The sequence below is a fragment of the Veillonella agrestimuris genome (assembly GCF_943193065.1).
Classification (GTDB): Bacteria; Bacillota; Negativicutes; order Veillonellales; family Veillonellaceae; genus Veillonella; species Veillonella agrestimuris.
Genome location: NZ_CALPCS010000008.1, coordinates 92,457 through 100,756 on the forward strand (window position 1 = coordinate 92,457; position 8,300 = coordinate 100,756).

An 8,300-nucleotide genomic window follows, 5' to 3' on the forward strand; every position below is an offset into this window, starting at 1 on the left:
TACTCTGTGTTTCCTCATGGTTACTATTAACTCCTATATTAGCTACGTTTTACTACAACAATTGGTTGAGATACATTTTCCGCTGTGTCATCAGATTCTTCTAACACTTCTTCAGCTTCTTCATTTACATCTGTCGCATCTTCTACTACTGCTTCATCAACAGGTTCTTCATATGTTTCTTCTACATATTCTTCTCCATCATCTGTACTAGCTACAGTCACAGCATCAGCTAATTCATAATCTCTATGGGCTAATCCATCACCACCGATAACTAAACCTTGAATTGATACGGAATCTTCTGGTTGGATATAGACGATAGATCCTTCTGGATAGTCGATATTTTTACCTTTAATAAAAGCCCCTCCTACGAGCCCAACAGGACCAAGAAGTACTGCACCAGCTACGGAAGCGCCAGCGGCTTTCATTTCATTTTTTGTTTTATCTTTTGCTTCTTCCCCTTGAACACCGACAAATACAGTGCCATCAATAGCAGGAATAGAATCAAAAACAATTTCTAATTTACCATTGCGGCCGAAGGAACGCGCTTTTTTAATTTCTGTAATCGTACCAGTCCCTACTGTACCAGCAGGAACGAGCAATACATTACCGTCCATGATATTTTCATCAACAGTGAAGCTAATTGTGTCGCCTGCTTGATTTGTTTTGGAAGATACTGATTCATTTAAGATAACTTTAAATACTTGATTAGCTGCTAATGTGCCAACTTGATTTGTCAAAGCTACATTACTACCATACACCTTCGTTTTTAAGCTAGTAATACGTTGATTCAAAGGACCTTTAGCAATACGTCCATTGACGCTGCGCTCCATTTTTTCAACGCGGTCAATTAAGGAACCGCTATTAATGCTGTTTTGGTATGTATATTCTAAGGCATCCATTTCTTCACGTAGAGAAATATTCGTTCCGCTACCTTCTAAAGAATCATATAAAGAATCAACGCGAGTGCTTAATGTTTGGCTGCTACCGCTGAAACCATTACCATATACAGTTTCATCTAATTGATTAATACGGTCTAACACAGCCCCTTCTTGGGCTTCACCATATACAGTTTGCTCTAAAATTTGTGTTTTTTCCAATACTGTACCTGGTGCTGCAAAAACAGTACCACTAATTAAGGATGCCATTACAAGTGTAAGTATTTGCTTCTTCATAAAATCCTCCACGATCTAGCCTTTTCAGGCATATACGTTAAACAGCACAATAAGCACGGGCCTTAGACCGTGCTTATCTCCTGTTCCATTCATTTAAAACAGAACAGTGTCCATTAAATTTTCAAGTCAATGATGGCAGATACACCAACACCTTGTACACGAGATGCACCTACAGGATTTGTGCTATCTACAGGCACTAATCCTTTTACGCGGACCATACCATTGAAGCTACCTTCAATTTGAGCTACCGCTTTAACATCTTCAATGCTAGATGCAGGACCTGTTACTTGTGCAGCCCCAATATAGCCTTTTGTACCGATACTAACGATAGGTACTACTTTTGTAGTATACTCTGTACTTAAATTATTTTGTTTTAATAATTTATTCAAAAATGAGTCAATTTGTGGGCCAAATTTATTAATTAAAACGCCAACACCGCCAATTTTAGCAGCGCCTCCTAAAATACTGCTCAAGCCACCTGCTTCAGCTACTAATACGCCACCAAGGCTTGTTGTAGCTAAAGAAATACCTAAAACAGCTGCAATAATTTTCTTTTTCATAATAGCCTCCTAAATAGATAGTTATATTTTAACAAATTCTATGCATAGTTTCTAGTAAAACTATAAATACATTGCCTATAACTATAAAACAATACGAGCTCATTATTAATTTTACAAAATTTAATTTTAATATTCAACCCTAAATTAAAGAATCCTATTAACAAATGCGTGGCACTTGATCTTCCCCTAAGGCATCGATTAAGCGCATACCACCGATGGACGTTTGCATACCTACTTTACCAATATTCTTATCTAAAGTATGTCCAATCAATGTAGCTTCTTTTCCTTCCGGGAAGGAGCGAAGCACATGTAGTACTTGCTCTGTCACACTAGGGTCTACAACAAAAAGAACTTTCCCTTCATTGGCTAAATACAATGGGTCATAACCTAATATGTCACACACGGACTGCACCTCATCATGAACAATTAGTTTTGACTGTTCAATTTTTACGCCTACCTGACATTGTGTAGCAATTTCATGGAGTACAGTCCCCAATCCACCGCGTGTAGGATCTCGCATCAAAGCTACACCATCACCAACCTCGGAAAGAACGGCTTGAACCATATGATTCAAAGGGGCGCAATCAGACTGGATCATTGGTGAAAGTTCCAATCCAAAGCGTTGCCCCATAACAGCAATAGAATGATCTCCAATCGATCCAGATATAATAATATCCATATTAGCTTTCACACGACTAGGAGCAATGTGAATCCTTTCTGGTATCATACCTACACCAGCAGTATTGATATAGATTTTATCTACTTCCCCTTGTTTCACCACTTTTGTATCGCCAGTCACAATCTGTACATTGGCAGCTTTTGCCATATTTCCCATAGTTTTTAGAATCTCCTCTAATTCATCAAAAGGGAATCCTTCCTCGAGAATTAAACTGCAACTTAAATATTGTGGAATAGCTCCATTCATAGCTAAATCATTAACAGTACCACAGACAGCAAGTTTCCCAATATTACCACCAGGAAAAAACTGAGGCTGCACTACATAAGAATCAGTAGAAAAAGCCATGCGCCCATTAGTGACAGGAAATTGAGCTCCATCATGAAGGGTAGCTAATAAATCATTGTGGAAATATTTCAAAATAAAGCGCTCTGTTAATTCATGGCTAAATCGGCCACCATTACCATGCACTAATCGTACTCGGTCCATTTATTCCTCCCAGGACAAACCACCACTGGCATAACCATATTTGTACCAAGCAGAACAAGTACCTTCAACAGACACCATACAAGCCCCTATAGCATGGTCTGGGGTACAAACTTTACCAAATAAAGGACATTCATTTGGTTTGATTAGACCTTGTAAGACTTTGCCACATTGACACCCTTTTGGATCTAAAGAAGGTTTTTCTAATGTAATAGGAATCATTTTTTCTACATCTAATTGTTCGTATTCACTGCGTAATGCGAGGCCAGAATTCTCGATAAGGCCAATCCCCCGCCACATGTCATCACATAACGTATAGACTTCATTCATCAACGCTACTGCCACTTGATTGCCTTCTTTCATAACTACAGAATGATACGTATTGCCTACTTCTAAATGACCGCTTCTCCGTTGTTCAAGAATATTCAAAACTGCTGATAACACTTCTAACCCATCAAAGCCAGCAATACAAGATGGCACCTTATATTCGGTTGGCAAAAAAGCATATGGCTTTTCACCAATGATAACACTTACATGTCCAGGCAAAATAAATCCGTCAATTTGACCAGCTTGGCGATCCAATAACGCTCTAAGGGCCGGTGGTACCAATTTATGAGACACTAAAAAGAATACATTTTTCAATCCCATCGTCGCTACTGTTTTAACAGTAGCAGCAATAGTGGCAATGGTCGTTTCAAAACCAATGGCTAGAAAAATAATCTTTTTATGTGGATACTCTTTACTAAGTGTTACAACCTCTAATGGCGTATAAATGACATGAATATGGGCGCCTTGAGTGCGTGCTTCTGCTAAACTACTATAACTACCAGGAACCTTTAGCATATCTCCAAAAGTAGCAATAATAACATCATCTCGTTCAGCATAGGCCAAGGCTTTATCCATATAGGTTTGATCAGTTACACATACAGGACAACCAGGACCACTAACAAGTTCTATTCCTTCTGGTAGTAGTTGTCGCAATCCTTCCCTAAAAATCGATACCGTATGGGTACCACAGACCTCCATAAGGCGTACTGTTTCACCTGGTTTATGTATCTCTCGAATCCGTTGCAATAACGCATCAGCTGTGTGCTGCTTTTCCTGCAAAGTAAGCTTCTTCAAGTTCTTCCAACTCCCGGAAGGCATCCATAGTAGCCTTCGCTTCTTCTTCATCTATAATTTGAACGGCAAATCCTGCATGCACAAGTAACCAATCGCCTACTTTTGCATCAGGTACGAGAAGTAAACTGCAGTCTCGCGTTGCCCCTGTTAATTCAATGGTGCCAATCGTTTCATTAATAGAAATCAATTGAGCTGGTACAGCTAAGCACATAATAACTCCTTTGTAACCTTTTTTATTTTAATAATTATTATTTATTTTATCATATCATAAAGTTTTTGATGACCAATCCACAATTGACCTAACGATACCCCCCCATCATTGCAAGGAACCTGTTGGTTAATATATAAGTTTCGGCCTCCCCAATAGCGATAGAGATCTTGAAGAAGGAATCGGTTTTGGAATACCCCTCCACCGAAAGCTATATCTTCAACAGCATAGCGTCTACATAAACTCTCACCTACTTCAATGAGTGCTTTACGCAACGTTCTATGAAAGGCGACCGCTAATAATTGAGGGCTTTCACCACGACTATAAGCATCCATCAATTGATGAAGAACAGGAATGAAATCGACTATAGCCCCATCATAAGCATAGTCAAAATAAAGTTCCTTATTCGCAGAATCTATATCATATTGATGCGCCGCTGTTTCTAACGCAATAGCAAGATGTGCATCGTAACTATGCACATTTCCTAACCCCAACAAACACGCTACAACATCAAACAGCCGTCCTACACTAGAGGTCATAACCATAGGAAAATCAGATTGCAACGCTTTATCTAAAATAGGCCACTCTTTAGGAAGCGTTGTTAACCACCGCTCATAAACTGGAGGCAGGTCATTACCGAAATAATTACGCACATACCATAAAGCTTGACGCCATGGTTCTAAGACTGCTTTTTCACCACCCGGTAACGGAGCATAGTGAAAATGACTAATCCGTTGGTAATCCCCTTTATGGCACAGCAAAAATTCTCCGCCCCAAATCGTTCCATCGTCACCATATCCGGTTCCATCTAAACAAATACCTAATACAGGATGGCATAAATTATATTCAGCCATAACCGACCCCACATGACTATGGTGGTGCTGTACTTCTATACAGGGCACATGGTAGTGAGCACTTAATGTTTTACCATAGGTAGAGGAAAAAAATTGCGGATGCTTATCTACCACAATAGCTTCTGGTTGTATATGGAATAATGTGTTTATGTGATCGATAGTCCATTCTAATGTAGTATGTGTGGATGCACTTTCAAGATCACCAATATGAGGTCCTACAATCATATTCTGACCTTTATTGATAGCAAAAGTGTTCTTCAAATCGCTCCCCATCGCTAATATAGGGCGTTCTGTAATGGAATCACTATACAATGGTTCTGGCACATAGCCACGACTTCGGCGCAATAATAATTCCTTATCTACCACGACGGAAACAATAGAGTCATCAATAGGTGCTACGATACGTCGATTATGGATTAGGAAATAGTCAGCAATGTCGCTTAATTCTTCTAAAGCTTGGTAATCATCAAAAATAACGGAATCACCACTGCGATTGCCACTTGTCATAACCCAAAGGGCATCTTGAGGCACTAATACATGATGAATCGGTGCATAAGGAAGCATTAGCCCCAACAAATGATGATTAGGCGCTACAACATCGCTAAGCTTTAAACTTGGATCGACTAACTTTTCTAACAATACAATAGGCCGACATGGTTGCGTAAGGCTACGTATTTCTTCTTCTCTAAGGGAAGCAACTTGCTGAACTACCGCCAAAGAGCCTGCCATAAGAGCAAAAGGTTTTTCTTTACGCCCTTTCCGCTCCCGCAAAGTGAGTACAGCCTCATCATCTAACGCATTACACACTAAATGATAGCCACCAACCCCTTTGACAGCTACAATGGCCCCCTCTGCAATGTATTGTCTCGTCGTTTTAAATACATCATCACAAAGAATAGATCGTCCCTTATTATCAACCAATGTATAGTGAGGACCACAATCGTTGCATGCATTCGGTTCTGCATGGTACCTGCGATTTGTAACCTCCCTATATTCTTTAGAACAAGATTCACACATAGGGAATTCACTCATGGTTGTTCTCATCCGATCATAGGGCATACTTTCAATAATGGAATAACGAGGACCACAATTAGTACAATTCGTGAAAGCATAGTCATGACGGCGCCCTAGTTCTCCCATTTCTCGAAGACAATCATCACAAGGAGCCGTATCAGCACTAATAAATGTTTCTATATCTCCTTCTTTTGGAGAAGGTAAAATCGAAAAGCTCTTCTCCTCTTGTATTGGCAACAGATCGATTTGTCTGTGCGTAATACGGCATAACCGAGGTTTCTCTCTATCGATGCGTTCCACAAATCGTTCTAAATGTTCTATGCCCCCTTGTACCTGAGCATACACACCAAGTCCATCATTATAGACAAAGCCTGTAAGTTCTAGTTCATGGGCTAATAAAGAAAGAAGGGGTCGAAACCCGACCCCTTGCACAACACCTGTAAATCGGATTCCCCATCGTTCAATAGTTTGTGTTGTATTCACGCTAATGTCCATAGTGGCTCCTATTACATCTCCTCCGCCTATGACATCTCTATAGGACATCGTATACGGTTCATTTAATTACTTATCCCAAAGCTACCGGGATACTACCATCAATGCCAGCTTGCTCTAATTCAGCTTGGATCATAATGGCACATTCAATACGTTTCTTTTGTAAACGGCAGCCAAATTCATAAGGCGTTTCTAAATCGCCGCCAAGGGTAATATTATTGGCATGACATCCGCCAGAACAGAAAAATTTAGCCCAACATTCAGCGCATGTTTGTTTAGAGAATACGTGCGTATTTCTGAATTCTGTAGGAATCTCTGTATTTTGTAATCCGTCATATACATTACCAAGAATGAAATCTTCTTTTCCTACAAATTGGTGACACGGATAAATATCACCATTTGGAACGATAGCCATATATTCATGACCAGCACCACAACCGCGCAAACGTTTTGCCATGCATGGACCACGATACAAATCCATGCGGAAGTGGAAGAAGTTAAATTTCTCTCCCCATCCTTCTTTTTGGCGCTCCAAATAGATATCTGCTAATTTTTCATATTCTTTTTCTAATATTGGCCAATCTTCTTCACGAAGAACATAGTCGCCCTCTTCCCCTACTACAGGTTCCATAGACAAATGTTCAAAGCCTAAATCAGACATAGCCATTACATCTTTTGTGAAATCGAGGTTTTTATGGGTATATGTGCCTCGTACATAATATTCTAATCCATGACGTTGTTTAACAGCATTGATGAGATTTTTAGCAATATATTTATAGGACTCTGCGCCACTACCAGCAACAGGACGCATCGCATTGTGTACATCTTCACGACCATCTAAGGAGAGCACTAAACTCATTTTATGTTCGTTTACATAGTCGATTTTATCTTGCGTCAATAACATACCATTAGTAGTCAACGTAAGTTTAAAGATCTTATTATATTTCTCTTGGATTGACTCAATATATTCTACAGTCTGTTTTACAACATCCCAATTCAACAATGGTTCACCACCAAAGAAGTCAATTTCACAATGTTGACGAGGACCACTCATTTCTATGAGAAAATCAACGGCCCGCTTTGCCACATCAAAGCTCATCAATTCTCGTTTTACACCGCCGTAATCACCTTGGCTAGCAAAACAATATTTACAAGCCAAATTGCAATCGTGCGCAATATTTAAGCACAATGCTTTTACAATAGGCTTCTCTTCCACAACAAGTTTAAACTCTCTACTCATAGGAGCAAATAATTGCTCTGCCTCGATGAGTTCATCTAACTCATCCATAATTTCATTTAATTCATTTGCTTCTTCAGTAGCATCTAGTGCAGCATGGACAGCCTCGCGATTTGTGCCGTCATATATATCTAATACTTTATCAATAAGTTCATCAATAATATGAATAATACCACTATTTACATCTAAACAGTAATATGTATCTTTCATCCGAAACTTATGGATCATCGGTTTTAACTCTAACATGGTACCTCCAAATTATGTATCTATGAAAGTTCCCACTATATAGAATTATATAGAACTTTCTAAATAATTGTACCACAAAACACTGTACAAAACGATATTTCCAACGTGAAAGTTGCACAAAAAAGCACCCTGTTAGGTAATCCTAATGCAGGGTGCTTTTTTATGGTTCTATAATAAATGTTGGGGTGTCACCATCAAGGTGGCACAACCAACATTATTTTTTTGCAAAAAAA

Annotated in this window: 7 protein-coding genes; all 7 read right to left on the reverse strand. The window is 39.2% G+C overall.

Annotation, left to right across the window (positions count from 1 at the left end; genetic code table 11):
* Positions 1 to 38: 38 nt before the first annotated feature.
* On the reverse strand, positions 39 to 1,172 hold the full coding sequence (locus NFR29_RS05215; RefSeq protein WP_251424224.1) for a hypothetical protein: 1,134 nt from the start codon (positions 1,170 to 1,172) through the stop codon (positions 39 to 41).
* A 113-nt stretch (positions 1,173 to 1,285) separates the two neighbouring features.
* Positions 1,286 to 1,732, reverse strand: a complete 447-nt coding sequence (locus tag NFR29_RS05220; protein ID WP_251424226.1) for a hypothetical protein — start codon at positions 1,730 to 1,732, stop codon at positions 1,286 to 1,288.
* A 157-nt stretch (positions 1,733 to 1,889) separates the two neighbouring features.
* Positions 1,890 to 2,897, reverse strand: a complete 1,008-nt coding sequence (hypE, locus tag NFR29_RS05225; RefSeq protein ID WP_251424228.1) for a hydrogenase expression/formation protein HypE — start codon at positions 2,895 to 2,897, stop codon at positions 1,890 to 1,892.
* Positions 2,898 to 4,016, reverse strand: coding sequence for a hydrogenase formation protein HypD (gene hypD / locus NFR29_RS05230; protein ID WP_251424230.1), 1,119 nt, complete (start codon positions 4,014 to 4,016; stop codon positions 2,898 to 2,900).
* The gene (locus NFR29_RS05235; protein ID WP_251424232.1) at positions 3,976 to 4,227 is read right to left on the reverse strand and encodes a HypC/HybG/HupF family hydrogenase formation chaperone; all 252 of its coding nucleotides are present in this window, start codon (positions 4,225 to 4,227) and stop codon (positions 3,976 to 3,978) included. The genes hypD and NFR29_RS05235 overlap by 41 nt, the downstream gene beginning before the upstream one ends.
* A 41-nt stretch (positions 4,228 to 4,268) precedes the next feature.
* Positions 4,269 to 6,587 carry a carbamoyltransferase HypF gene (hypF, locus tag NFR29_RS05240; RefSeq protein ID WP_251424234.1) on the reverse strand — a complete coding sequence of 773 codons (2,319 nt, stop codon included), beginning with the start codon at positions 6,585 to 6,587 and terminating at the stop codon, positions 4,269 to 4,271.
* A 70-nt stretch (positions 6,588 to 6,657) separates the two neighbouring features.
* Positions 6,658 to 8,067, reverse strand: a complete 1,410-nt coding sequence (gene scfB / locus NFR29_RS05245; protein WP_251424236.1) for a thioether cross-link-forming SCIFF peptide maturase — start codon at positions 8,065 to 8,067, stop codon at positions 6,658 to 6,660.
* Positions 8,068 to 8,300: the final 233 nt, after the last annotated feature.

What these genes read in the sequence shown, in the direction of transcription:
- NFR29_RS05215 (WP_251424224.1), bottom strand. Translation starts at nt 1,172, where the DNA reads ATGAAGAAGCAAATACTTACACTTGTAATGGCATCCTTAATTAGTGGT.
- NFR29_RS05220 (WP_251424226.1), bottom strand. Translation starts at nt 1,732, where the DNA reads ATGAAAAAGAAAATTATTGCAGCTGTTTTAGGTATTTCTTTAGCTACA.
- hypE (WP_251424228.1), bottom strand. Translation starts at nt 2,897, where the DNA reads ATGGACCGAGTACGATTAGTGCATGGTAATGGTGGCCGATTTAGCCAT.
- NFR29_RS05235 (WP_251424232.1), bottom strand. Translation starts at nt 4,227, where the DNA reads ATGTGCTTAGCTGTACCAGCTCAATTGATTTCTATTAATGAAACGATT.
- hypF (WP_251424234.1), bottom strand. Translation starts at nt 6,587, where the DNA reads ATGGACATTAGCGTGAATACAACACAAACTATTGAACGATGGGGAATC.
- scfB (WP_251424236.1), bottom strand. Translation starts at nt 8,067, where the DNA reads ATGTTAGAGTTAAAACCGATGATCCATAAGTTTCGGATGAAAGATACA.